The organism is Candidatus Izemoplasma sp. (genome assembly GCA_036172455.1).
Taxonomy (GTDB): Bacteria; Bacillota_I; Bacilli_A; order Izemoplasmatales; family Izemoplasmataceae; genus JAIPGF01.
The window spans coordinates 1-21,978 of the sequence record JAXKVY010000008.1; the positions used below are offsets into that span (position 1 = coordinate 1).

Consider the following 21,978-nt stretch of genomic DNA (forward strand, 5'->3'; position numbering starts at 1 on the left):
GATACACCAATCTAAGGGGTAGAAATAGAGTAAGAAATCATATCTTACTCACTTTAGGATGTATGAATCTTAAAAAAGCAGCAAGATATCTCGAAAGATTATCAAATATGGACTAGAAAAGTTTTGCTTTTCGCAATGTAGTCTAAAAATACAAAAAATCGACTATGATTTGATAATCATAATCGATTTTCTTTTATTAATGTGGTGTTTGTCAACAGTCTGAAAGGATATCTAGTGATATCCTTTTATTCGTAATAGGTTCCAATTTTTTTACGTTCATCTGCATAAGCTTCCGCTTCGTCCTCATCATCATTAAAGATACGAAGTCCTTCCTCATAGGCTTCCGCCCAATCAAAATGAGGCTTTGATGAAGATTTTTTACGGCCTAGTGGTGAGGTTTTCTTTGAGTATTTGTTGCCACTACTTTCGATATGGTTGATATCGTGTTGCAAGCTAGATGAAGTGGTAATATCAGGGATATCAGTCTCTGTTTTTTCAGGACAACGCATGTCATCGAGTAGTTGAATAAAAAAGTTGCGATCACAGATGCCAAGTGTGTTTGAATCTTGCTTAACTAACATACCTGATGATAGGTTATTAACATCTAATGCAGTCTCACACTTATCTAATGTATCAAATATTAAATGACATCCATTAGAACTCAATACAATAACCTTCTGCCCTTGCCATGGAAAAATAATTGTCTTAAATAGGGGATAAAATGTATTGAAATCTAACTCAAAATAATAAGTCTTTTGCCTAAACTGATCCTTAAACTTTAGAACGCCACCATCATATGCCTTGAACTCTCGATATATTTTTAGTAATTTCATGATGTCTATATCCTACCTTCTTTATATTTTTTTCTTAAAAAATCTTATGTTTTGGGGATTATTAGATTATTACGTGATATTTGCTTAATTACATCATATTACAAACACTTTCCATAGACATGACATGAAATTACTCATTGTATAAAGTCATGATTTTTGATAGAATACTATGCGGACCAAGGATGTGATTATATGTTTTTAGATATTATGACAGTATTTAGCATCATCTTTATAGCTGAGTTGGGTGATAAATCACAAATACTAGCCATGTCATTCGCGACAAAATACCGTCTTAAACACGTTTTGATTGGTGTCTTTATTGGTATTTTAATTAACCATCTATTTGCTGTATTAATCGGAATCTTTTTAGGTACTGTTATCGTGAGTCATTATATTACCTACTTAGTAGGTGTTGTATTTATTACCTTTTCATATCTCACTTTGTTTGACCGCGGTGAAGATGTTTCATCAAAACGTTCTAATTATGGACCAATCGTTACGATATCACTTGCCTTCTTCTTAGGCGAACTAGGAGATAAAACACAACTTGCGACAATGGCGTTCGCAAGTAATAGCGATACACCATTTCTGATTTTATTTGGATCTGTTAGTGCGATGCTTTTTGTATCTTATTTAGGTATACTTATTGGACAAAAACTGGGTGAAAAAGTCCCGGATTATTATATACGTATCGCATCAAGTGCATTATTTATTGGCTATGGGTTAATGAAACTTTTCGAAGCGTATGATGCGACCAATATCCCACCTCTAACCTATACTATGATAATCAGTCTAATCGTCATAACATATTTTGTCATTTTAGCACGCAGTATTGTGATTTACCGTCAAGAAGAGCTAACTGTCTTCCAACGTGTCGCAAAACATTTACATGACTATAATATGGCCATGGAGAGTGCCTTGGATGTCATATGCCTTGGTGAAGATTACTGTGGCGTTTGTAAAGGTAAGGACTGTATCATAGGTCATACTAAATTCTTGATCGAACAATCGAAAAAAGGTAAAGCGATTGATGTCACGAACTTAAGTCGTAAGATCTTTAAAGATGTTGCTCCTGAAGACATCCTAAAAGCAATTGATATTACGTTAGAAGAAATTAAAGACCATTGGGATGATCCCGATTTCCATATTCTTCATCTTATACGACATAATCTCGATCATTTACTATTTCAAGAAGATATTGACGTAAGCACTTATGAAGAATATAAGACAACAATAGATAATTATAAAAAGCACCTGAACCAAAAAATCTAAGTTGAATCTTAGATTTTTTTATTTCCTCATTATCTTCAATCAATGAAATCTAATATAGTGAAAACACTTTTATTTAAGACACAATTGACAAACCATTTTTAAGTTAGTATACTAACTTTTGGCTTGGAGGTGACAGCAATGAATTATACTGTAAAAGTTGATGAAGATAAATGTATTGGATGTTCAATCTGTAGTAGAATTTGCCCAACCGGTACATTAAAAATAGATCGTAAATTTAAAAAAGCATACACAACTGACATTGAGTGTGATAATGCTTGGGGTTGTTTATATGCTTGCCCTACAAACGCCTTATCAATGACAGAAGCTACAGGATAAACATAAGGAAATACATAATAGAGAAACCACTGATTAAAAATTTGTGGTTTCTTTTGTTTATAGTTAATATTAGTGATGGAACCAATGATGCTTAGGATCAAATTCTCTATCTTGTTCTAAGCCATCTTTTTTATCATTCTTTATCTCAACAGACTCGCTATCATTAACATCCTCATCACTATTCGTGATTGGAATCAACGATGTTAAAAGGATAGTAAAAAGCGTTGATAGACCATAAAATGAGTAAAATGTTAACTTAAGGTCGACGGATCTAAGATTGACATCATTGAACAATAACTTTGTACTTTCATAATATCGGTCTAATTGAACATAGGTTAGTCCCTCGTCAGTAGCAGTATATGAAAAAATAGCATCTTTGATAGCTTCTGGTTTAGAAACAAAAGAATCGCTTTCGAATTGATTAATATTAGCAATAACATTAAGGTCAGAATCCATTATTTGAATATTCCCTAACTCTAGTGGTAAGAGATACAAGTATCCATCATTGAAAATTAGTCTTCTATTACCTCTCGGTCCCTGTGAAACCATCGTCTCTTCTTCTGTATCAATATTGTATTTAACATACTCAGTTGTTTGATTTATTTCATTAAACCGACTATAGTAAACGATATTTTCATGGATGGCTAATGTTGATGAGTAATTAGGGAAAGACATTGAAAGGTCATACGCATTTATGTACTGATCAGATGTAGCGTAATAAGGTTCTTGATTAATAATCACGATTCTTTGAAATGGTAATTCAGATAAATCTATTGTTCGGTCATAAACAAACTCTGAATCAATGAATTGATACATTAAATAAGTGATATCATCTTCTTTTACAATATAATTTAATGTATCATCATTATAAAAAAGTGACCCATTTTTTAAAACTGACGCATCTAGCATTTCTGTTATTTGTTGTGAATCATTTATACGATACAAATTACATCGCCCACTGATAAACACACTTTGATTGTAATTAAAAAATCCCGAATCATACCCAATAATAGGTACCTTGTTTTTGTCACTTCGTTCACAAGACTGTCTTACATCATTGACTAAAGTTTCATCATCTAAATTAACAACTTGTACTTTGTCAAAATACTTAAATAATCCGAATGATGCCAAGTAAGCATGATCACCATCCATTAGTATACTCTTATCTTGAAACAGTGAACTGTACGTATACTCCTCTATATATATGGTTTCCGATTTATTATTTTTAAAGTTATTAATTAAATTATAACTGTGGTCCGTAACATTGTAAATAGGACTACGATCTTCTAAATTTAAGTGTTTGGTGAATTCCTCTACGGGATAGTTAAAGATAAAGAATTGTCCGACGATCGCAGCAATAACTACCCCAATTGCGACGAATTTAACTGCTGAATTAATGAATAAATATAGCCAGATATTAGTTATATAGGCGTTAATCCGTTCTCGACCTATGTTTATCAACTTGTTAAACCCATAAGTAATTCCAGTGGCAAAAATGATTTGAACGGGTGCATTATAAAACCTAAAAATTGTTAGCAATACAAAAAATAGAAGTAAACTACGTATAAATAGTAATATAATATTTTTCACAGTTTCAACTTGGAGTAAAAAATCATCAATTATATGCTCGCTTCTAAATCGGATGTATGCAAACATGAAATAGACCACGAGTAATATTACAAAAATAAACAAGTTTCTCATACAACCTTGTAAAAAGATGGCATATATGATGGCAAAAGAAAACAACCCATCTAAAATGGATTCGAATGCATATTTGGTATTAAACTCTATTGTTTTGCTTTTGTTAAAATAGAATGCAGATAAAATTGTAAATAAAAATGTACTGATCGTTGCGAAATTAATCATCTTATCTCCCCTACACTAGTTTTACTCCATTATATCATATCTGTAACCATTCTCGAGAATCGTTACAGCTTGATAAAAGATGAAAAAAGAATACAAAAAAGACTATAATCAGTGGTAGACTTATAATCTCACTAAACGGATAAAGCATATCTGAAGATAAATAAACATTCTTACTAATATAATAAAAAAAGATCCCCAGCAATGAGATCATTACCTCCAATAACATAGATAATGTTAAACTGAATTTTCTTCTTTTATCATTACTCCTTCAATATTAATTATACCAAAATACACACTTGGTATCACATAGTGACAAGTACTTTTTCAACATTAATAATCATGTACTAAAAAGAAGCCATTTTAGAGCGTACCAAAACAATGCACACATAATAAAAGACTTCAAAAGAATTACTTCGTGAGTAAGCTAAAAAGATTTTTCACTCTTTATGACTATTTCAATTTTATAAGAACCACTAAGTTACATTACACTTCTTTAACTCTTTTGCACTTATAAAGCGCTAAAATTAGAGTTAATGGAATCACATAATAAAAGAGCTTAACAAAAATCTCTGAGTTTCCAAAAGGCATATTATTAAATATGATAAACGTCTAGAGATTTCCTATCCTCAAAGCACTGAGTAAAAGATTGAACAAAAACCAAATACTTATGTAAAATGACACCGTATATTTTATCATTTATATATTTACACATCTATTAAAAATAAACATATAAAAAGAAGTCTAAAAAGACTTCTCTAATTTATTAAATGGCAGGGGTGACAGGATTCGAACCCGTACTAACGGTGTTGGAGACCGGTGTGCTACCATTAACACCACACCCCTAAAAAGAAATGGTGGGAGGGGACGGATTCGAACCGCCGAACCGTTAGGAGCAGAGTTACAGTCTGCCGCGTTTAGCCACTTCGCTACCCGCCCACCTATAGCGCTCTTTTTTAGCGCTATTATATTATAGCAAACCCTCATTATAAAATCAACCAGAAAAGCAAAGAAAAAACATCATTAAGAGAAATGATGTTTCATCGTGATTTTATTCCCTAACTTACGCCAAATTCTACTAATAAAAATAAAAAGATGTAAACAATAATGACAGCTAATATAGTATAACTAAGATTTCTAGCTAATTTACGCTTATTAATATAAACGGAGATTAAGACTGTTAATGCAGATAAAGCAATAATGATATGTATACCAATCTTTATTGTTGAATCTTTACAATGATCGTTTTTAAACTAATGACAATGCGAAATTTCTAATTGAGTGTGTCTTAATTAGTATACTACACAAAAAAACAACCATCCAATTAGATGGATGGTTGTTAACTGATTATCCTTCTACGTCGTAACCTTTGTCTTCAATTATTTTTTTAATATCTTCAAGGGTTTTATCGACAGGATCTAATTCAACAATTTTGTTGTCTAAATCAATGTTAATGTCATTAATACCTTCTGCTTTTAACGCATTAGTAATGGTCATTTTACAATAGTTACATGTCATGTTAGATACTGTTAACTTCATATTCTGACCTCTTTCTTCTATATTATCTTTTTCAAATTCTGGTAATTTGTAACGTTTTAATCTGAGTGCGTTTAGCACCACAGTAATGGATGAGAATGCCATTGCAGCTGCGGCCAGTGCCATAGATAAGTATCCTGCGGCAGCTAATGGAATGGCTATGACATTATAGCTAAATGCCCATCCAAAGTTTTGATAAATATTCTTAAGCGTTGCTTTCGACATATCTATTGCTTTAATAACAAGGCCTAAATCATAACTCATTAACGTAACATCACTACTATCGATTGCGACATCTGTACCATGTCCCATCGCAATACCAACATCCGCAAGTTTTAAAGCAGGCGCATCGTTAATTCCATCTCCCACAAAGGCAGTTATTTTGCCTGTTGCTTTAATTTCTTTTACGATATCTGCTTTCTCATGAGGTAATACTTCACTATATACATGCTCAATACCTAATTCTTTTGCAATAGCATTGGCAACATGCTGGTTATCTCCGGTAATCATATACGGTGTTAACCCGCGTTTCTTCATTTCATTAATAACATCTTTTGAGGTATCTTTAATTTCATCACGAACCCCATAAAGCGCTACGACCTTATCATCAACAATAATAAAGTTAACTGTCTTCGCTTGGTTTAGTAATGTTAAACTTTCTGCTTCAAATGGATTATCAAGACTTAAGTCTGTCACCATTTTTGTCGAACCAATATGAATCTTTTTATTATTTACTGTCGCCTTGATACCTTTTCCTTTAATCGTATCATACTGAGAGATTTCTAAGTCTGTCCCTTTAGAATGATGCTTTTCATAAAACTCTATAAATGCTTGACTAATGGGGTGTGTGGACTCTTTTTCGATCGCATACACCATTTCTTGAACAGATTCATCACCTAAGTAATCTGTCACTATAGGTTCACCATTAGTCAATGTTCCTGTCTTATCAAAGGCAATCGCTTCGATTTTATTCGCAAGTTCAAAGAATTCTCCACCTTTATATAAGATATGGTTTTGTGCAGCTTTTCCATTTCCAACTAAAATACTTGTTGGTGTCGCAAGTCCTAACGCACATGGACAACTAATCACAAGTATCGCTACTGTACGTGTAAAGGCTGTCTCAAATGTGTATCCTAGTAATCCAAATTGAACAATAAAGTTAATAATCGCAATACTGACAACCATTGGTACAAAGTATGCGGCTATTTTATCAGCCGTACGTTGTATTGGTGGTTTCTCACTTGCGGCATCTTCAACAGTCTGAATAATTTGAGCAAGCATTGTGTTTGCCCCAACTTTGGTTGCTTCAATAACAATTTTCTCTCGTAAGTTGATGGTTGCACCAATTACATCACTATTTTCATCTTTTAAAACAGGGATACTCTCTCCTGTAATCATCGATTCATCAATATAGGTTGATCCCTTGATGATTTTACCGTCAACCGGAATCTTTTCATTGGCCAAGACAACAACTTTATCGCCTAAATATACCTCGTCAATTCCTACCATTTGTTCTTTATCATTACGAATAACACGGGCTTCTTTAGCTCCCAAGTTAACCAATTCTACTAATGCATCAGTCGTTCTCTCTTTTGCTATATGCTCAATATAATTACCCACTAAAACCATGGTAATGATTAATGCACTAATCTCAAAATAATACATTGGATGCATACTTGGATTGACAAATAGTTGTTCGTATAACAGATACATACTATATAAGTAGGCACTTGTTGTCCCCATAACAACTAAGCTATCCATACCTAGTACTTTCTTTTTCAAGCTTTTGTATGCGGCTATATAGAATCGTTTCCCGATATAAAACTGTACAACCCCACTCACAATTAACTGAAATATTCCATTGGTTAAAATCGCTGGTACATAGACAAATTCAAAGCCAGGAATATGACTAAACATTGCCCATAACAGTGGAATACTGAAAATAACGGCTATATAAATTTCAATCCGTAATTTTTTACGGTATTTTTTATTGTCATCTAATGATTCCTCTAAGACGGGTTCATACCCAACTGCTTCAACCATGTTGGCTAAATCGACAAAACTATATTGCGCTTCATCATAATTGAAAATAACTTTGCCCGCTCCAACATTCACTTTTGCAGTAACACCTTCTTGATCGGCAAATGTGTTCTCAATAGTTTTCGCGCACATTGCACATGTCATTCCATCAACGCGCATTGTTTTTTTTGTCATATTAACTCACCTCTCTAAACGCTTTACAAACATAAATATTTTCATCTTTTACGGCTTTATGTTCGAGAAACGCTTTATAATCTTTTTCTAATTGTAACTCTTTTAATCGTAACTCTTTGATATGCTCAACAAAATGATGTTGATTCAAGAACTGATCTGTCAGATAGTAAAAACCGCGTTGCTTTTCACGCCTAACATCAACAACATTGGCATCCTTCAATCGGCTTAAATTGCGTGATATAGTTGCTTGTTTAATGTTTAGAATTTCTTCTAACTCACAGACACATAATTCATTCTCTAAAAGTAAACTAACAAGCCTAAGTTTTGTGTCATTACTTATCGCTTTCAAGGTATCCATACTTTGCATAATTGTCACCTCCACTGATATATTACACTATTGTAATATTACATGCACGTAATATACATTTTTTTTACTCTAGAAAAAGGTATTAAGATTGACAAAATACACGATTGTTAGTATACTAACTTGAAAGTAAAGTGAGGTGTCATTATGACAGTATTAACAACCCAAGAGATGATAGATGAAGTCTTACACAAAGAGTTTGTGATGATTATTGCTAAAAGCCACAGTTGTACGATTTGTAATACAATCGAAAATACATTAATACGAAACGTTTCAAACCTTGATAAGATTGAGAGATACGCCATTTATATCGATGATATTGATCAATTTAGAGGCGATCATCTTATCTTTAGTGTCCCAACTGTACTCATATTTAGCGAGGGTAAAGAGTTACTAAGAGAGTCTCGTTATATAAACTATAATAAAATTGCACGATTAATCGATATGTATCATAGTTAAACCAAAAATTTCGGTTTTTCTTTTTATATAATGCTATTTAATGATATAATAGATAGTTGATAGGAGTTTTAGTATGTCTGAAAAAAACAAATTTAAATATTTTGATAATGATACTCCTGAGGAGCATGAAAGAGAATCCCACAAGGAATATCTGTTTGCACTGCTGCCGTTTGTATTATTGATTCTATTGGCACTTACTGCATTTGTCTTATTAATTTAAATGAGGTGACTTGATGAAAATAGCTATTATAGCCCATGATAAGAAGAAAAAAGAAATGATTCAATTTTGTCAAAAACATGAAAATATTTTAAAAAATCACCAACTATTCGCAACAGGTACGACGGGACATAAAGTCATGGAAGCAACCGATTTGGTGATTCATTGCTACCGGAGTGGACCACTTGGTGGTGACCAGGAAATTGGAGCTCGCGTGGCAAATGGAGATATCGATATTATTTTGTTTTTCCGTGATCCATTAACCGCACAGCCACATGAACCTGATGTTCAAGGATTATTTCGCTTGAGTGATGTCTATAAGATACCACTAGCATCAAACATCAACACCGCAGAGATGTTCTTTAAAACCTTAAAATAAAAACGAAAACGGTCATATCATTTGATATAACCGTTTTTTTATATGAAAAAAGGACTGCGTGTTCACAGTCCTTGCTCACTCTATTGAATTTCTTGATTGTTAAAAATAATCATAGAAAGATAAAGTAATCCACCAGTAAATACCATTGTAAGTAATACGGTTATCCCAAGTTCTTCTGGGAACTCCCCCATTGACAAATAGGTTGTCGCATAATTATTAAGCAAGTTTGGAAAATACTTTAAGATGGCGACATTTTCAAAGATTGATAAGACACTAAAGACAATATAGGCTAAGAAAGTCATAATAATTGCCATGATATAGTTTTTAAACAAAATACTCATCAACATCGCAATACTGATTAAAAAGAGCAAATAAAGAAAATAAAGCATGATTGCGATAAATCCCTCTACAAAGTATAAACCATCAAACAGGTAATATGTATAGTAGGTAAATACAAGATATCCCATTATAAAACTAACTAATAAAAGTACACTAAAGCTAATATATTTAGACATCAGATATTTAACTCGTGATACTGGTTTACTGAATATCAGTGGCAGTAAATCTTTTGTTTTATCTCTGATAAAGATACTCACTGAGACAAACAATACCACAAGTAAAACTATTTCATTAAGGTCACTCATATATTGAATATAACTATCTAATAAGACAGGGTCTGGCAATGTGATATTAACCCCGGTATCTTCAAGTATACTCAATAATAGTTGATTCATATATTTAGCAGTTAGAGGGGATACAATTGACATTAGCACAATGAGTGCTGGAAAGACAATCATCTTGGCCGTACGTTTTAAAAATAATACATCATATTTTAATAATTTGATCATGATGTCACCTCTATAAATACATCTTCTAATGAGGGTAAGTAAGGGACATACCGTGTGATGACAATGTCCTTACTCATTAAATCTTTTAACACGGTGTTATTCTCTATAGACGATGTGAATTCAACAAGGACCCCTTGCGGGTGTTTTCGGTAACTTTTGATATATTCAAGTGCACTTAAGGATGATATTAGCTTGTCACTGTTTCTTGCATCAATAATCATCATGGGTTGAATAAAGTCATTTTTAATATCCATAATAGATTTTACCAATTTGATTTGTCCGTGATCAATAAGACCGATTCGATCACATACCTTTTCAGCATCTTCTAAAATATGTGTTGAATAAAAAATGGTCTTTTTGCCTTTTAACTTTAAGATAATATCTAACACATCTTTACGTCCAATCGGATCTAAGGCACTTGTGGGCTCATCCATTAATAAAATCTCTGGGTCATGCACAAGGGCTTGTGCGATGGCAAGGCGTTGTTTCATTCCCCGTGAAAATGAGCCTACTTGCTTTGTTGTTTCTTTTAAACCCACAAAATCTAATGTATCTATTAGTGACTTTTCGTTAACGGTATATTCCAACATATCACAAGTGTATGTTAAATATTCTCTTGCGGTAAGATAATGGGGAAAAACAGGCACATCAGGAACATACCCAATATCATACTTATATGTCCGTTTATCAATAATAGGCTTACCTAAGATTTCAATCTTACCATCATCAGCATGCAATAAACTTAAAACCAAATTTATAGTTGTTGTTTTACCGGCACCATTTTTACCTATAAAGCCAAAAACTTCCCCTTGATTAACCGTTAAATCTATGTGATCTAACGCTAAAAAGTCATCATAGTACTTAGTGAGATTTGTAATTTTAATTGCTGGTTTCATGATTTTCTTCCAAACAATAAATAAATAAAGCCACCAAAATTCACAATCGCAATGATTAATATCCAAACAATCTTATTGTTATTGATGGTAACAATTCGGTCTGGTTTCAGCAAATCCACTAATGCGTAAATACGAATACCGACATCGATTAAGATTATTGGTATTAATAATGGCAGTAATTCAATAAATGTTTCTAATCCTTCCATGTACTTCCTCCTATAATCATTCTCTAATATTGTGTTTTGTTAACTCGGTATGGCCACTATATCCCATCACTCCGGAAATCAAATATAAGATGCCGGTAATTTGATTAAAAAGCATATTAATTCCTCCAATAATTGCTTGATATAAATAGACTTTTTTGGCTGTTTCATGTGTGAACTTTCCTCGTAGTAATAGCGTAAACAAAAGAGGTTAACAACCAGTAAAATTGCCATAATAATGGCTAATACAAGTATTGGTGTTTGAATAAATGATAAGACCATTTCAATCTCTTCTAGTTCACTAGGGGTAGTATCTACCTCAATCAACGCATATAATTTAGACTCTGTAAATGTTAATAAAATCCAGGTAAAGAAAACCATACTAATCACTGCGACACCCTCAAAAACTAACCCAATAATCGTTAATAATTTGGGTTTTTGTTCCATGATATGTTGTGTTCTCATTATTTTTTTAAATGTTACCGCAGTTCCATAGGCAATAATCTCTGCAGCTCCACCCATTACTTGAGATGTCTGTAAGCGAAAACATAATACTGCGTCTGCACCCATTTCGTCCGCCTCTTGAAGTAATCTTTCTGTGGCAATCTGGCGTGCTTCTGTCATCATCTCAGTGTAAGAATGGATTTCTCCCCAACTAAGGTCTTTAATCCTGCTAAAATATCTTTGCCAATATTTTTAGTCTGAACCGTAGAACCTTTTACATATCCTAATACTTCATCAATCTCTTCATTTGGATAATAGTCCAATGTGATTAATTCTTTACGTGTAATCATATAAACCCCTTTCTGAAAATGTTATACCCTAATTATATCTTTTATTTATTTTTAATTCAATAATATTATTTTTGATTATTAAAAAAAGATATTGGCTTAATCAATATCTTTTTTAAGAATTATACGTTTCACATCCGTATACTTGTTTTTAACCCGAGTAACAACATAATCCGCTTTGACAAAATTGATAAGACTATATTTATTAATCGGTGATACCGTTGCCATACTATACTCAATATGTTCATTTTCTAGTATCTTTTCAGCTTCGACAATAAGTTTATACTGTAAATTATTTCCACGGTGATCTTTCGCCACAACGACACTTTCCATATGTGCAATATGCTCATACTTTTCTTCGTCAATGGTTTTAATGTCACGGGCTAAGTTATCTGGATCATCTTTGGGATATCGAACTAGTAAAAAAGCAACCATTTCGTCATCAGACATGGCTTTTAAAATAAATCCATCATCTTTAATATGACGTTTGACAAATGTTTCATCATCACTCACAAAAATATTGGGGTTACTAATTTCCACATCCACTGATGCCATAAGTCGGTTGATGTCTTCTAAATCATTATAGTTACATTTACTAAACTGATACATTTTGACCTCCATTCTACCTTCATTATAACATACACTTATCTTAAAGGCTTTTTAAATGATAACCCTGTTATCAAAAATTCTCTAAAAACTAGACTAACTATTATGTTAATACCTCTATATAAAAAGCTCCAAACCCTATCAGGCAAGGAGCTTTTTAAACAATTATTATTAGTAGAATCTAATTATTAGATTATTAGTCTTGATACGGTAATCCACTATCTCTGTAGATTTCCATTTAAGTTGTACGCAATTCAGAATAGAATGCTTGGAATGCTTCAGCTACAGTCGTATACTCGCCTTCTTTATATCCATTTACATATTTACCAAATAATTCATCTAATTGACGGTCATACTTAGTAACGTTTTCAAATGAGATTTTTTCTGCTTCCGCTAGGAATGTTTTATAATGGTTCATTCCCCCAAGTACAAGATTACCTTCAAACTTAGGCATAACCTCTTCCATAAGAAGGCATAAAAAAAGCGAATCAAATGATTCGCTTGATTCTACTTAATGAACTTCAATTTCTTTAAAGGAAATTTTCCCAGGCAATAAACTCCCGATAAAGTGATAGATAACTAGAGGAATAAACAGTGGCATTGTTAATAAAGGATTTAGTAATTCAATTACAATATTAGATTCTTTATTACCTTTCAATTTAATTCTGTGATACGAATCATCTAAGGCAATTCCCATACCATTTGTCATTGTAATCATTTGACAAGCAGCGAAAATTAAGGTTGCTTTTTGATTCCCATATTCCTTAATAATACGGTCAATAACCTCTTTTTCTGGCGATTCCTTTGAGTCTGCAAAATGTGTCGCAAATGCGACAGCAACAGCTTCTTCTTCTGGTACCTTAGTATCATCACCTGATAATAATTCCTGAATTTGTTTGCTAGACATACCACTTTTTAAAGCTATTTTAGTATGGACATATGAACACATATTACATCCATTAACAGATGTAACCGCAAGCATAATCCGTTCTTTTAAAGGTTTCGTCATTAAACGTGTTCTCTTTGAGCGTTTTAATAACACAAACGCCTTAGTAGCATTATAAATATTTTTGATCTGCTCTTTTATTTTAAAAACTCTTGATTTTTTCATGGTGCTCACCTCAATAGTACCGTAACATAAATGCTTAATTTATAGTTCTGAAACGAAACTATTTTTAAATAAAAGCCTTTGCATTATACACTATTATAAATAAGAAAAATATCGTCGTTTTACTCAAGAAAGTTGACAGATAGTAATAAAAGAGGTATACTGTAAGTAATCAAATCAAAACTATGGATATGTCTATGGTCTTGCATTTGACAAAGCCAAAGCAGAAGCGATTCTGTGACGGAAAGCTATAGGGTCTCACGAAGACAGCCAGTTACCTAATGATAAGAACATGGAAGTGATATTATGAAGAAATTCGTAATCGGTCTAGTTTTGGTTTTTTTAGTACTTTCTAGTACTACAGTTATATACGCTAATGTATCTAACAATGATGATGTCTATTTAAACAACCCATCTGACTTTTATATTGCTCAAGAAACACTAGTCAGTGAACAGAATAAAACCATCATTCCGTTAACACAAGTTAGAGGACTTGATGATGTACATTATGTTAGTTATCAATATGATGTCATTGTCAAAGAAGGATATACATTATATGCCCAAATTGAAGATCTAGGCTTCACACAAGGTAACTTAGATACTGAGACCTTAGAAAGATTATTTAATTTTGATGTTACCTATGAAACATTGTCTGATGGCACATATAATAAAACATTATTTAGCCAAGCAGAAGACACTGAGACAGTGCGTATTACAGTGAAAGTTTCAATGAATGAACCACAGTCAAAAACAATAGTCTATCAATTGGTTGGTGGTTCACTAACCTTTGAAACCTATTTCTTCGTTAATTAAACCACCCTAAAACCCTTCGTTTATATAAGTTCAAAAAAGAGCCCATAGTTCAATAAAATGAACTAATCGGCTTCTTTTTTGTATAGGTAATGTTTTATTTGTCGATATAACAAATAAAAGATTGCTCCGTTTATGCTTAGCATTAATAGGAAAATGGGGTCTTTTAACCAGAAAACAAAGCGGCCAATATAAGGAACTTTAAAAAGATATACACCTTCAATATCTTGATAGGTTATAGAAACAGGATTCCCTTCTGCATCTGTCCACTCATCATAAGTATCAGAAGATGCGTTTAACCCTTGTGTTTCATAAACAGTATCCCCTGAACTATTGGTATTAATTTCTTTTAAGTAATGCGTCACATAATGTCTTTCTCCTACTTCTGGAATATAGGCTTCAAAAGTAATAATGTCCTCTTCATCTAACGCATCTTTTTGAACATCTTTGATCAAAATCATATCATAGACATTGATCTTTGGTTCCATACTATTTGATACCACAACTAAGAAACGTACACCAAAAATATCAGTTGTTTGTTTTGGAATAATGATGGATACTAAAATATACGCAATAAGTACTCCGTAAATCAAATATACTGTCACATTCTTAAACAATTTCATGATACCTTATTGTCCTCTTTATGTTCATATGTTGAGAAATAAACCATGGCAATAAAAAATAAATGAATCAGAACTAATAGCACATAGCCTCTAATATATGTGGCCGCATAATACACTGTGCCTATTAAGTTAGCCGAACGAGCATAAGCACCAATAATATCATCATCTGTTGCGGTATAAGCTACTGTGCCATCGTAAGTATACGTGATCGTATTAATTTCTTCATTTATGCTATCTACCTGCATGACCCAGTATTCTTCCACTCCATAATCTCCATAACTTACAATTTTATCTCCAGAATTAAGAGTATCGATTGTTAAGTCTCTAATCACTATAACATCCGTATATAAAACATCGTTTATCGATTGTCCAGGTGCAACAGCACTTACATATGTCTTATTTAATATATTAAACTGATAGTCTCTATCTACATAAATAAGGGTCACATAGAACCCATGAACAACAATGACAACGACACTAAAAAGAAGCAAATGTTTTTTTATATCTTGCTTATTTAAGCTTTTAAGTCTAACCTTAATTCGCCGATATAGTTTTGTTATAGATTCTACCATAAGCACTGCCTCCAGCAATTAGTCTTTCTTAATTAAGTATACAATTGTCGCAATAATACCTACGTTTACAATAATTGTGATTAACCCAATAGTGCTTTTTAAAAATTCAGTCACCATACCTATATATGGGATTTGAAACCAATGTGTCCCTAAAACATCATCTTCAGTTAATTGCCAGGTATCAGGCACAACTGTCTCAGAATCATCAAAATAACGATTCGTTCGAATAATCGTTTCACCACTGTTTTCTTCAATACGATAAATATAATGGGTAACAACTTCTTGTGTGCCATCATAGTTTATGTCTGCATTAAAGGTAATAATATCCCCAATTTCTGCCTCATCAAGATCGAATTGGCGAGTCACGACCATATCATTTACATCCAAAACTGGCTCCATACTTTCTGTCACAACGATATATGGTTTAAAACCAAATACTTTAATTGTCATATCCGGTACAAATAATTGTAAAACAATGTAAAGCAATAATACCCCTATGACAAATACACTTAAGATGATTTTAATATTTTCTTTGATGTTTTTCACAATTTTATCCTCCTAATACCATTATGGCTCTTATTATAGCATATTCTAAAAAAATAGACACGAATTATCATCGTGCCTATTCATCCTCATTGTACGATAACTTCAGTCCAGCGCCCGTTCCATCCAGGTGTTATAGTAGGTTCATACCCAATGTTATCTTTTTTAGCTTCATAGTACATTCCGTTATAAGTAACAATGTCCCCAGCAATATAAGATGTATTCGCATCCCACACTGGATAAGCTGCCCAGTCACCAATGGTGATTGTCCCGGTTGCGGTGTTATTATTACCCGTCACATTACTTGCCCAATAAGCATATGTTGTATCAGTGACGCTTGAAACTGAAAATACAACCATTATTGCTAAAGTTAGGGCCAACAGTGTTTTCTTAACTTTCATAACGTCACCTCTTTCTGTGATTATTTAAGTATAATAAATTATTATTGAGGTGTAACAGTGAAAGTAAGCGCTAGATCAATATCTTGTGCAGCAACTGAATTATATTCTGTTGCATTTGCAGGTTCAGTTAACGTAATTGTAACACTTACAGTAGTTGCTGATCCATCCGTTGTTACAGTGTATGGTCCACCGGTTAATGCAGCACTAAATAAACTTGTTACATCTGCTGATGATGCATTTGTTGCTGATGTAAGTCCTAATGTAATATCACCAACAACACCGCTTGCCGCAGTTCCAGAACTAACCCAGTTAACATCAAATGTTAACGTTAAAGAGCTAACTTCATTTTCTCCAGCATTCTCGTATCCGACTGGTACTAATTTATTTCCTGATGCGTCAATAACGTCTGCGACATTAACTGTTGTTGTAACACTATCTCCGTCACCTACTGTGATAGTTCCTGTTGCTGATGTACTATTTCCAGTTACGTTACTTGCCCAATACGCAAATGTTCCCGTTGTTACTACTAATGCTAGCATGACTAATAATGCAATTCCTAATTTTTTTGATTTCATTTTAATTTCTCCTTTTCGTTTTTAAATTTTATTTTTTTATCTATATAATTAATTTTAATTATTGTTATCAAAAGAGTCTTTTTCTTCTAATTCAAATATCAATTCAAAACTTATATTTTGTCCCGTAATCGTATTAAAAGCAACTTCTGAGTCTTCGACATTTATTGTTGATTCATCTAACCCTTTTTCTAATGCTTCCTCCGCATCAATGGGTTCTAATAAGGTCACTTTTACGAATATGCGAACGATATCATTTTCAATATCAATAGAAGCCTTGTCACCTTGATTTAAAATATTTACTTGAATTAGATGACTATATTCTGTCAAGCCATTTATTAATATCTTATCTACATATATATTAAGCGAGACAACCTTTAAGAGTTCTTCTGATACCCCAACATCATATATAAATTCAGCCGAATCAATTTGATCATTTGTTATAACGCGACCTTCAGGAACCAGTGTTACATTCTCGCCAACTGTTTGCACCGTTTCAAATGTGATTCTAACAGGTTCTCCAACGGTAACCAACTCGACGGTTCGAGATGTTGTTACGTCATTCCAATATGCAAAAGCAGAACTTGTTGTAAAGATCAAACCAAGTAGTAGAAACCCTATTGATGACAACTGTATCATTTTACGTGTCATCCTATATCACAACCTAACCATTCAAATATGTATAACTAATAAAAAACCAGTTACCATATTTTCACATGGTAACTGGCTGCCATCTTACAGGCCCTATAGTTTTGCGCACCTAATATTTCTATAAGGATTGCCTTTTTCATATAAATTTTTATTGTTCGAGTACAATTATATCCGAGTAAAAATGATTTGTCAAGGGTTTTGATTAAAATAGTCAATTATTTCGTTTTTCTTAAAAACACCCATTTTTAGTATCAAATCAGTAAATTTTATATGCTTAGAAGGCTCAAAAGGAATATGTAGATAGTCAAAACGAGCATATAAAGTCAGGGTGGTCAATATTTTTTAAAAGTGGATATTTGCTTAAAATAGGGAAATCCCATATGTATCTTAAAGGCTCAAAAACGTTTTTATGAATTGTAATTAATCTAAATTAATACATCTTGATATCTTTTGTGATACTAGATTAAATAAATAACTTTAATTGAAGAACAGGCAACATATAACATAAAATTAACATGTAATTAATAATAAAATAACACAAAAATTTGTGTTATTTTAATTAAAGTTCGATGCCTTTATTCGATAAAACTAAGAAAATCGAGAAGTGTATCAGATGGATTTTCCTCCATCGGAACATGACCAAGATCATCATATATTATAATATTCTTTTCTGGAATATCCATTGTATCTTGGAATAAATTAACTGTTTCAACAGATATCCAACTATCCTTTTTACCCCACATAATATATTTTGGTACAATAATATTAGAAAGCTTTTCTTCATAAAAATCTTGTGTTTGTCTAACCCGTGTATTAATGAGTATTGATTTTCGTGTTCCGTCTTTTCGCAATAAATCATAATATCGATCCAAGATATCTTCAGTCATATTTGTATCATTCCCATAAGCAGTTAGTAAAAACCTTTTTACAATAAACCTTGGTGTCATAAGGCTTAGCAGTTCAGCTAACCACTCATTTTTCATTGTATCTTTTAATTTAGAATTATCTTCTATTTCTTGTGGATACACAGCATCAATTAATGTTAATGTTCTGACATAACTTTCATAATCACTTGTAAAATACCACGCGACTGCTCCTCCTAAAGAATTGTCTGCAATCTCAACTTTATCAATATTCAACGTATCTAGCAAGTATTTTATTACCTTAGCACTTCTTTCATAACTGGTTATATGATCACTAAAACCCTCACTTAACCCAAAATATGGTAAGTCAGGCATTATTACACGATATCCTTTTTCAACTAAACTATTAGCCCAGGGTAAAAAGGTATGTGATGACGAGAAAGACCCGTGGATAAGCAAAATAACCGGATCCTCTAATGCGCCTAGATCTTGGTAATGAATTTGTACTGGAAACGATGTATTGTCTTCTTCTATAGACACATCAATATAATGTGAATGCTCAGTAAAGTACTCGTCTTCTAGTGTGTCTAAATCAACATTAGGTCTAATCATAGATACCACTAGAACAAGAGATAATATCATAATGATTAGCAAACTCTTTAGTACATATCTCCTATGCTTATTCATGTAATCACCCTCTATAAATCAATTATACAAGATAACTATCCACATGAAAATAAAAAAACAAGCCTTGATGGCTTGTTTATAATCAAATGGTGACCCGTACGGGATTCGAACACTTGAATGCATGCGTGAAAGGCATGTATAATAACTATTAACAAAGTACTAATAAAGCCATATTAAACTATTATATATAGCAATGACCCTAAAAATGACCCTAATTTTGATTCGCTACTTGTTTTTTTCAATATTATCTACTAATAAGATAACCTTCATATCCTATTTGAGAAATCTGCTGCTTTTAGTTCTGCACTATGCAATATTGATAAAGCAAAGAATACTCTCTTACCTAATTAATACAATTAATTTTAGAAAAAAACAAGAAATTCTGTTTTGGCACTAAAAAAATTTGTATATATTATTACGTATAATTAAATAAGTAAGCAATAAAAAGCTAAGCAGAATTTTTGACATCCATAAATATAGTTAACTATTTAAAAATTTGCAGTAAAAAAGCTATCCGCTTTACCGGCTAGCTAAATTAATATCTCCTTCTACGACTATTGGTAGATGAGCTAATTGTATTATACCACCTTATACTAAAAGTGTCAAATATGACCCTTATCCATACTTAAAATAATCTTCTAAATACTTCTTATGTTGTCTTGTATTGCTTTCAGGAACATAAAATGCTGTTATTAGTTCAAAAACATTCCTTTTTTCTTTAAGAACAATAACGAAACGATCCTCAACCATATAAATATGTTCGCGTTTTGTTTCTGGATTAACCCAATTTAATATCCCCTCACAACATTTAAAAGTACAATTGTAATTATCTATTATGGGTTTTATCCAGTTTATTCTTGTAGCCCTATAAACGTCAAGCGTTCTAGATCCTTTTTTTCCATAAGTTGTAATATGATAAAATCCTTGTTCACGATCTTCTTCTAAAGGTCTAACGAAGAAAAATACTGGTTTTGTCTTAAAAATTATTTTGTTATTAAATAATGTCCTTTGGAAATAATCGTAAATGTCAGACATGAATTCTTCTTCTGTTTCATAGGAGTGATAATCATAAGGTTCTGGAAGTAGTTTGCAAAAGCACATAGTTACTTCTTTCCATTCCATGTGAAAATGTTTATCTTTTGTGATTGGTAAGCTGTTTTCTTAAAAAAATTAACTCCAAATTTACTCTCTAAATAATTCATTACTTCCAACTTAGCTTCGCTCGATTTTTTATCACTATATTTATAACCTGCAGCTCCAATTATTAAATCAATTACTTGTATAAATTGTTTCTCGTGAGATCTAACAGATTTCACAATATACTCACTTGCATATTGATAATTTAGAATCTTATTTAGCTTATCTACCCTTTTATGGGTGTTGGTATCTTTAATATCTAAATAAACTTTATATAACGAATCATACCTAGACCCAAAATAAGTTAGTAAGTGATAATACATTTTGTAGTACCATTTATCGTGTGTTTGCTCAAAACGGTTATGATCCAGATTTGATTTATCTGCGATAAGAATTCTGATGAAGATTGGATTATCATATGTAAAGTCAATAATATCCTTATATAACCCCAAGTATCTTGAAGATACTTTTGTCCATTTTAACTCGGTATTCTTATTCATTCCATGTTTCTCTTTTAAACCCTTAATAATATTATTATAATGATTTTCATTGCCCGTCTCACATAAAATAGCACCAATCAACATATGACTGTGCTCATCATTCTCTAAATGTCTAGATTCATCACAAAATATAGAGTACATGAAATCACCTCACCAATAATATTTTAACATATTATTTAAAATGATTCGACAAGAACTTACAACTTCTAAAGATGTACTCATTTAAAAAACAATTGGTCCCCTTACTGGCACAACTGCGAAAGTTAGGGTGAAAGTAAAGTGGACGTTCCAGAATTGATAAACAAAAACACTTGAATCGACTTCCATGACATAAGCTGGCTACTGAGGAAAAGGTAGTACAATCTCTTTTGAGGTTTATCGGCACTGTTTCGAAACAGCGTTAGCCCGACAGTATAAGTTGGAAGTTTAAATATGGCAGCTCGCTACGGCGTACCAAAACTACTAGTAATAGAGACAACACTAACAGCAACAATCACAACAGCTTCATCAATCTTCATCATTTTCACCATCTTTACCTTTTTCACCTTCTCTAAAAGATAGCTTATAGGTAAATGTATCTATGTCAAGAAAGTGGACACCTTAAGTAAGAATTTCTCTCTTTGAATAATGAACTTCATGAGGAGTTAAATAATCGATGGATCCGTGGATCCTTTTTCGATTATAGAACCCTTCA

General features: G+C 32.4%; 28 protein-coding genes, 2 tRNA genes and 2 riboswitches. Of the genes, 7 read left to right on the plus strand and 23 right to left on the minus strand.

What is annotated here, in order from left to right:
* Positions 1-245: 245 nt before the first annotated feature.
* Complete coding sequence (locus UMR38_08105) at positions 246-833, minus strand: hypothetical protein (protein ID MEC9485810.1); 588 nt, start codon at positions 831-833, stop codon at positions 246-248.
* Between the two features lie 192 nt (positions 834-1,025).
* Here UMR38_08105 and UMR38_08110 point away from each other — a divergent pair, with 192 nt between their 5' ends.
* Both UMR38_08110 and UMR38_08115 read left to right on the plus strand, forming a co-directional pair.
* Positions 1,026-2,105, plus strand: a complete 1,080-nt coding sequence (locus UMR38_08110; protein MEC9485811.1) for a TMEM165/GDT1 family protein — start codon at positions 1,026-1,028, stop codon at positions 2,103-2,105.
* Positions 2,106-2,243: 138 nt separating this feature from the next.
* Positions 2,244-2,441, plus strand: a complete 198-nt coding sequence (locus UMR38_08115) for a 4Fe-4S binding protein (GenBank protein MEC9485812.1) — start codon at positions 2,244-2,246, stop codon at positions 2,439-2,441.
* A gap of 69 nt (positions 2,442-2,510) precedes the next feature.
* Here the strand turns inward: UMR38_08115 and UMR38_08120 are convergent, their stop codons facing one another.
* The 5 genes from UMR38_08120 to UMR38_08140 form a co-directional block, all read right to left on the minus strand.
* On the minus strand, positions 2,511-4,307 hold the full coding sequence (locus UMR38_08120; GenBank protein MEC9485813.1) for a hypothetical protein: 1,797 nt from the start codon (positions 4,305-4,307) through the stop codon (positions 2,511-2,513).
* Positions 4,308-5,075: 768 nt separating this feature from the next.
* A tRNA-Trp gene (locus UMR38_08125) sits at positions 5,076-5,150 on the minus strand.
* 9 nt (positions 5,151-5,159) lie between these two features.
* A tRNA-Tyr gene (locus UMR38_08130) sits at positions 5,160-5,243 on the minus strand.
* 408 nt (positions 5,244-5,651) lie between these two features.
* Positions 5,652-8,054: a heavy metal translocating P-type ATPase gene (locus UMR38_08135; GenBank protein MEC9485814.1), complete on the minus strand. Its 2,403-nt coding sequence runs from the start codon at positions 8,052-8,054 to the stop codon at positions 5,652-5,654.
* Between the two features lies 1 nt (position 8,055).
* On the minus strand, positions 8,056-8,421 hold the full coding sequence (locus UMR38_08140; GenBank protein MEC9485815.1) for a metalloregulator ArsR/SmtB family transcription factor: 366 nt from the start codon (positions 8,419-8,421) through the stop codon (positions 8,056-8,058).
* A gap of 144 nt (positions 8,422-8,565) precedes the next feature.
* Here UMR38_08140 and UMR38_08145 point away from each other — a divergent pair, with 144 nt between their 5' ends.
* The 3 genes from UMR38_08145 to mgsA all read left to right on the plus strand — a co-directional run bounded on the left by UMR38_08145 (position 8,566) and on the right by mgsA (position 9,473).
* Positions 8,566-8,877, plus strand: a complete 312-nt coding sequence (locus UMR38_08145) for a hypothetical protein (protein ID MEC9485816.1) — start codon at positions 8,566-8,568, stop codon at positions 8,875-8,877.
* A gap of 73 nt (positions 8,878-8,950) precedes the next feature.
* Positions 8,951-9,097: a hypothetical protein gene (locus UMR38_08150; GenBank protein MEC9485817.1), complete on the plus strand. Its 147-nt coding sequence runs from the start codon at positions 8,951-8,953 to the stop codon at positions 9,095-9,097.
* 13 nt (positions 9,098-9,110) lie between these two features.
* A complete protein-coding gene (gene mgsA / locus UMR38_08155; GenBank protein MEC9485818.1) occupies positions 9,111-9,473 on the plus strand; it encodes a methylglyoxal synthase in 363 nt (120 codons plus the stop codon).
* 80 nt (positions 9,474-9,553) lie between these two features.
* Here the strand turns inward: mgsA and UMR38_08160 are convergent, their stop codons facing one another.
* From UMR38_08160 to UMR38_08195, 8 genes are all read right to left on the minus strand, one after another.
* Entirely contained in the window at positions 9,554-10,321 is a 768-nt protein-coding gene (locus UMR38_08160; GenBank protein ID MEC9485819.1) for a hypothetical protein, read from the minus strand.
* Entirely contained in the window at positions 10,318-11,217 is a 900-nt protein-coding gene (locus tag UMR38_08165; protein MEC9485820.1) for an ABC transporter ATP-binding protein, read from the minus strand. The genes UMR38_08160 and UMR38_08165 overlap by 4 nt, the downstream gene beginning before the upstream one ends.
* Entirely contained in the window at positions 11,214-11,423 is a 210-nt protein-coding gene (locus UMR38_08170; protein ID MEC9485821.1) for a PLDc N-terminal domain-containing protein, read from the minus strand. Before UMR38_08170 ends, UMR38_08165 begins: the two co-directional genes overlap by 4 nt.
* A gap of 78 nt (positions 11,424-11,501) precedes the next feature.
* Positions 11,502-12,047 carry a heavy metal-binding domain-containing protein gene (locus tag UMR38_08175; protein ID MEC9485822.1) on the minus strand — a complete coding sequence of 182 codons (546 nt, stop codon included), beginning with the start codon at positions 12,045-12,047 and terminating at the stop codon, positions 11,502-11,504.
* Positions 12,044-12,214 (minus strand): heavy metal-binding domain-containing protein, encoded by a 171-nt coding sequence (locus UMR38_08180; GenBank protein ID MEC9485823.1) that lies wholly within the window; start codon positions 12,212-12,214, stop codon positions 12,044-12,046. Before UMR38_08180 ends, UMR38_08175 begins: the two co-directional genes overlap by 4 nt.
* A 96-nt stretch (positions 12,215-12,310) precedes the next feature.
* Positions 12,311-12,820 (minus strand): GNAT family N-acetyltransferase, encoded by a 510-nt coding sequence (locus tag UMR38_08185; protein ID MEC9485824.1) that lies wholly within the window; start codon positions 12,818-12,820, stop codon positions 12,311-12,313.
* A gap of 235 nt (positions 12,821-13,055) precedes the next feature.
* Positions 13,056-13,271 carry a hypothetical protein gene (locus tag UMR38_08190; GenBank protein ID MEC9485825.1) on the minus strand — a complete coding sequence of 72 codons (216 nt, stop codon included), beginning with the start codon at positions 13,269-13,271 and terminating at the stop codon, positions 13,056-13,058.
* Between the two features lie 57 nt (positions 13,272-13,328).
* Positions 13,329-13,928 (minus strand): carboxymuconolactone decarboxylase family protein, encoded by a 600-nt coding sequence (locus UMR38_08195; GenBank protein ID MEC9485826.1) that lies wholly within the window; start codon positions 13,926-13,928, stop codon positions 13,329-13,331.
* A 204-nt stretch (positions 13,929-14,132) separates the two neighbouring features.
* A riboswitch (cyclic di-GMP riboswitch) is annotated at positions 14,133-14,207 on the plus strand.
* Positions 14,208-14,231: 24 nt separating this feature from the next.
* Between UMR38_08195 and UMR38_08200 the strand changes: the two genes are divergently transcribed.
* Positions 14,232-14,738: a hypothetical protein gene (locus UMR38_08200; GenBank protein MEC9485827.1), complete on the plus strand. Its 507-nt coding sequence runs from the start codon at positions 14,232-14,234 to the stop codon at positions 14,736-14,738.
* 62 nt (positions 14,739-14,800) lie between these two features.
* On the opposite strand, the gene UMR38_08205 is transcribed toward UMR38_08200, so the two are convergent.
* The 9 genes from UMR38_08205 to UMR38_08245 form a co-directional block, all read right to left on the minus strand.
* Positions 14,801-15,358 carry a signal peptidase I gene (locus UMR38_08205; protein ID MEC9485828.1) on the minus strand — a complete coding sequence of 186 codons (558 nt, stop codon included), beginning with the start codon at positions 15,356-15,358 and terminating at the stop codon, positions 14,801-14,803.
* Positions 15,355-15,930, minus strand: coding sequence for a hypothetical protein (locus UMR38_08210; protein MEC9485829.1), 576 nt, complete (start codon positions 15,928-15,930; stop codon positions 15,355-15,357). Before UMR38_08210 ends, UMR38_08205 begins: the two co-directional genes overlap by 4 nt.
* An 18-nt stretch (positions 15,931-15,948) precedes the next feature.
* Positions 15,949-16,476, minus strand: a complete 528-nt coding sequence (locus UMR38_08215) for a signal peptidase I (GenBank protein MEC9485830.1) — start codon at positions 16,474-16,476, stop codon at positions 15,949-15,951.
* Between the two features lie 86 nt (positions 16,477-16,562).
* Positions 16,563-16,874, minus strand: coding sequence for a carbohydrate-binding protein (locus UMR38_08220; GenBank protein MEC9485831.1), 312 nt, complete (start codon positions 16,872-16,874; stop codon positions 16,563-16,565).
* A gap of 41 nt (positions 16,875-16,915) precedes the next feature.
* Entirely contained in the window at positions 16,916-17,449 is a 534-nt protein-coding gene (locus UMR38_08225; protein ID MEC9485832.1) for a hypothetical protein, read from the minus strand.
* A 54-nt stretch (positions 17,450-17,503) separates the two neighbouring features.
* Complete coding sequence (locus UMR38_08230) at positions 17,504-18,097, minus strand: hypothetical protein (protein ID MEC9485833.1); 594 nt, start codon at positions 18,095-18,097, stop codon at positions 17,504-17,506.
* A gap of 64 nt (positions 18,098-18,161) precedes the next feature.
* A riboswitch (cyclic di-GMP riboswitch) is annotated at positions 18,162-18,239 on the minus strand.
* 433 nt (positions 18,240-18,672) lie between these two features.
* Positions 18,673-19,572, minus strand: coding sequence for an alpha/beta hydrolase (locus UMR38_08235; GenBank protein MEC9485834.1), 900 nt, complete (start codon positions 19,570-19,572; stop codon positions 18,673-18,675).
* 690 nt (positions 19,573-20,262) lie between these two features.
* On the minus strand, positions 20,263-20,769 hold the full coding sequence (locus tag UMR38_08240) for a hypothetical protein (GenBank protein MEC9485835.1): 507 nt from the start codon (positions 20,767-20,769) through the stop codon (positions 20,263-20,265).
* Complete coding sequence (locus tag UMR38_08245) at positions 20,751-21,425, minus strand: DUF3800 domain-containing protein (protein MEC9485836.1); 675 nt, start codon at positions 21,423-21,425, stop codon at positions 20,751-20,753. The genes UMR38_08240 and UMR38_08245 overlap by 19 nt, the downstream gene beginning before the upstream one ends.
* A 291-nt stretch (positions 21,426-21,716) precedes the next feature.
* On the opposite strand from UMR38_08245, the gene UMR38_08250 reads away from it, so the two are divergent.
* Positions 21,717-21,845 (plus strand): hypothetical protein, encoded by a 129-nt coding sequence (locus tag UMR38_08250; protein MEC9485837.1) that lies wholly within the window; start codon positions 21,717-21,719, stop codon positions 21,843-21,845.
* Positions 21,846-21,978 lie beyond the last annotated feature (133 nt).

Bases quoted from the DNA above. Each gene is read 5' to 3' on its own strand.
- UMR38_08105 (MEC9485810.1), bottom strand. From the start codon at position 833: ATGAAATTACTAAAAATATATCGAGAGTTCAAGGCATATGATGGTGGC.
- UMR38_08110 (MEC9485811.1), top strand. From the start codon at position 1,026: ATGTTTTTAGATATTATGACAGTATTTAGCATCATCTTTATAGCTGAG.
- UMR38_08115 (MEC9485812.1), top strand. From the start codon at position 2,244: ATGAATTATACTGTAAAAGTTGATGAAGATAAATGTATTGGATGTTCA.
- UMR38_08120 (MEC9485813.1), bottom strand. From the start codon at position 4,307: ATGATTAATTTCGCAACGATCAGTACATTTTTATTTACAATTTTATCT.
- UMR38_08135 (MEC9485814.1), bottom strand. From the start codon at position 8,054: ATGACAAAAAAAACAATGCGCGTTGATGGAATGACATGTGCAATGTGC.
- UMR38_08140 (MEC9485815.1), bottom strand. From the start codon at position 8,421: ATGCAAAGTATGGATACCTTGAAAGCGATAAGTAATGACACAAAACTT.
- UMR38_08145 (MEC9485816.1), top strand. From the start codon at position 8,566: ATGACAGTATTAACAACCCAAGAGATGATAGATGAAGTCTTACACAAA.
- UMR38_08150 (MEC9485817.1), top strand. From the start codon at position 8,951: ATGTCTGAAAAAAACAAATTTAAATATTTTGATAATGATACTCCTGAG.
- mgsA (MEC9485818.1), top strand. From the start codon at position 9,111: ATGAAAATAGCTATTATAGCCCATGATAAGAAGAAAAAAGAAATGATT.
- UMR38_08160 (MEC9485819.1), bottom strand. From the start codon at position 10,321: ATGATCAAATTATTAAAATATGATGTATTATTTTTAAAACGTACGGCC.
- UMR38_08165 (MEC9485820.1), bottom strand. From the start codon at position 11,217: ATGAAACCAGCAATTAAAATTACAAATCTCACTAAGTACTATGATGAC.
- UMR38_08170 (MEC9485821.1), bottom strand. From the start codon at position 11,423: ATGGAAGGATTAGAAACATTTATTGAATTACTGCCATTATTAATACCA.
- UMR38_08175 (MEC9485822.1), bottom strand. From the start codon at position 12,047: ATGATGACAGAAGCACGCCAGATTGCCACAGAAAGATTACTTCAAGAG.
- UMR38_08180 (MEC9485823.1), bottom strand. From the start codon at position 12,214: ATGATTACACGTAAAGAATTAATCACATTGGACTATTATCCAAATGAA.
- UMR38_08185 (MEC9485824.1), bottom strand. From the start codon at position 12,820: ATGTATCAGTTTAGTAAATGTAACTATAATGATTTAGAAGACATCAAC.
- UMR38_08190 (MEC9485825.1), bottom strand. From the start codon at position 13,271: ATGCCTAAGTTTGAAGGTAATCTTGTACTTGGGGGAATGAACCATTAT.
- UMR38_08195 (MEC9485826.1), bottom strand. From the start codon at position 13,928: ATGAAAAAATCAAGAGTTTTTAAAATAAAAGAGCAGATCAAAAATATT.
- UMR38_08200 (MEC9485827.1), top strand. From the start codon at position 14,232: ATGAAGAAATTCGTAATCGGTCTAGTTTTGGTTTTTTTAGTACTTTCT.
- UMR38_08205 (MEC9485828.1), bottom strand. From the start codon at position 15,358: ATGAAATTGTTTAAGAATGTGACAGTATATTTGATTTACGGAGTACTT.
- UMR38_08210 (MEC9485829.1), bottom strand. From the start codon at position 15,930: ATGGTAGAATCTATAACAAAACTATATCGGCGAATTAAGGTTAGACTT.
- UMR38_08220 (MEC9485831.1), bottom strand. From the start codon at position 16,874: ATGAAAGTTAAGAAAACACTGTTGGCCCTAACTTTAGCAATAATGGTT.
- UMR38_08225 (MEC9485832.1), bottom strand. From the start codon at position 17,449: ATGAAATCAAAAAAATTAGGAATTGCATTATTAGTCATGCTAGCATTA.
- UMR38_08230 (MEC9485833.1), bottom strand. From the start codon at position 18,097: ATGACACGTAAAATGATACAGTTGTCATCAATAGGGTTTCTACTACTT.
- UMR38_08235 (MEC9485834.1), bottom strand. From the start codon at position 19,572: ATGATTAGACCTAATGTTGATTTAGACACACTAGAAGACGAGTACTTT.
- UMR38_08240 (MEC9485835.1), bottom strand. From the start codon at position 20,769: ATGGAATGGAAAGAAGTAACTATGTGCTTTTGCAAACTACTTCCAGAA.
- UMR38_08245 (MEC9485836.1), bottom strand. From the start codon at position 21,425: ATGTACTCTATATTTTGTGATGAATCTAGACATTTAGAGAATGATGAG.
- UMR38_08250 (MEC9485837.1), top strand. From the start codon at position 21,717: ATGGCAGCTCGCTACGGCGTACCAAAACTACTAGTAATAGAGACAACA.